The sequence below is a fragment of the Nocardia farcinica genome (assembly GCF_029867845.1).
GTDB classification, from domain to species: Bacteria; Actinomycetota; Actinomycetes; order Mycobacteriales; family Mycobacteriaceae; genus Nocardia; species Nocardia farcinica_A.
Genome location: NZ_JARWRU010001313.1, coordinates 1 through 1,983, shown reverse-complemented (window position 1 = coordinate 1,983; position 1,983 = coordinate 1). Strand labels below are relative to the sequence as shown.

At 73.8% G+C, this 1,983-nt stretch carries 2 protein-coding genes; one reads left to right on the top strand and one right to left on the bottom strand.

What is annotated here, in order from left to right; genetic code table 11:
- Window positions 1-1,028: PQQ-dependent sugar dehydrogenase (locus QH283_RS29420; RefSeq protein WP_280506175.1), on the bottom strand; the 1,028-nt coding region annotated here is incomplete at its 3' end.
- Window positions 1,029-1,154: 126 nt separating this feature from the next.
- Between QH283_RS29420 and QH283_RS29415 the strand changes: the two genes are divergently transcribed.
- A partial coding sequence (locus QH283_RS29415) for a DoxX family membrane protein (protein ID WP_280506174.1) occupies window positions 1,155-1,983 on the top strand: 829 nt, incomplete at its 3' end.

Below are 1,983 nucleotides of genomic sequence, written 5' to 3'. Positions count from 1 at the left end.
CCCTCGTTCTTGTTGACGGTGCCGACCCAGACGTTGCCGTCGGGGCCGATGGTCGCGCCGCCGAGCTGCCCGTAGCGGTCCTGGACCGTCATGGTGGGCGCGGTGGTGATCGCGCCGGTGGCGGGGTCGCTCGCGGCGAGCGCGACGGCCTTGGCATCGGTCAGTGCGACCGCCACGCCGTCGCCGGTGACCGCGCAGCCCGCGACGCCCGGGCGGTCGGCCCAGGTCCACGCGACGGTCGTGGTGCCGTCGGGGGCCAGACGCTGCAATCGGTCCTGCACGGCGGTGCGATCGGTGAACCACACCGCGTCGCCGCTGTCGCGGCACACGTCGCCCGCGGTGCCGATGCCGGAGACGACGACCCTCGGATTCGCCGCGCCGGGCGCGGGGTTGTCCAGGCTCAGCAGCTTGCCCGCCAGCGAGCCGGGCGAGGCGGCCAGACCGGGATCGCCCGCGTCGCCGGTGAGCACCATCAGCCGGTCGGGGGTGGCCCATTCCAGCGCGCCGTGGTTGCCGGTGGCGCCCTTGGGGATTCCGGTGAGGATGTCCTTGGGCGCGCCGTTCTCCGCCAGCCGCACCACCCGGTTGTCCGAGCCGGTGGTGATGTAGGCGTAGATCAGGCCGTCCTCGCCGTAGGTGGGGGAGAGCACGAGGTCGTTGAGCCCGCCGTCGCCCGAGCCGTCCACCGGGATCCTGGCGATCTCCACCGGCGGGATGTCGGGATGGACAACCTTCAGGATGCGCCCGGTGCGCCGTTCGGCCACCAGCACGCCGTCACCGACGCCGACCAGGCCGCCGGTGGTGTCCAGGCAGGTCGCCATCACCAACGGGTCCTGGTCGATGCACGGCCCGCTCGGCCGGGTGGTCGAGGTGCGCGGGTCGTCCGGGTCGTCCGGCGCGGCCGGTGCGAATGTCGGCTCGGTGGTGAACGGGCTCGACGCCGAATCGTCGAACCTCGCGCAACCCGCAAGCAGAGTGGATCCGAGCGCCACAACCATCGCGACGCGCGCCACGGCAACCGATCTCATGCCCCAGACGTTACGGAAAGCGCGCCGTCCGCGCTGCCGCCGGGTGGGTTCGACGCCGAACTCGCAGGACACGCCGTCGGCCGTACCGCCCGCACGCTCGGGTTTCGCCGCTTAAGGTGTACAGCCGTGAGCGACAAGCCGAAAGCGACGTCCGCAACCGCGTCCGAGGGCGAGACCTCCCGGGTGGAGGGCGATCGCACCGTGGGCGAGCAGGCGAACCGGGCGGCCGGAACCGGCCGCGGCGTGACCAGCCCCATGGACAACCCCACCGAGCAGTTCTCCGCCGTGCGAGCCGGGGACGTGCCGCGCACCGACGAGGAACTGGGGCTGGAGCCCGATGTCCCGACGGTGCGCGATCGCGCGACCGCCGTGGAGTCGGCCGAGGCCGCCGCGTCCGGGGGCGCCACCGCCGCCAGGACCCGGGGCCGCTCGGGCGAGACGCGCAAGGCCGCCTCGCTGACGAAGAAGCCCACGGCCACCGACCCGGCGAGCGAGGCCGAGACCACGGCGTTGCCGAAGACCACCGCCTCGCCGAAGACCACCGGAGCGCCGAAGACCGCGGCCGTGCCGCAGGACGCTGCCGTGCCGCAGGACGCAGCCGTGCCGCGGGACGCCGCCGTGTCGCAGGACGCCGCCGTGCCGGAGGACGGCGCCGACCGGACCACCGAGCCGATCGACGACGGCGGCGAGACCGCCGCCTACGCCTACGCCAGCATCCCGCCCGCCGCCAACACCCCCGGCGAGCGCAGCAAGTCCGCCCGCAGGCGTCCGGCCGAGAACCGGCGCGGCACGCTGGATCTCGGCCTGCTGGTACTGCGCGTGGTGGTCGGCGCGACCTTCCTCTACCACGGCCTGCAGAAGGCCACCGGCTGGTTCCACGGTTCCGGCCTGGACGGCACCCGCGACATGATGGCCGAGGGCGGCTGGGATCATCCGACCCTGTCGACCATCCTGC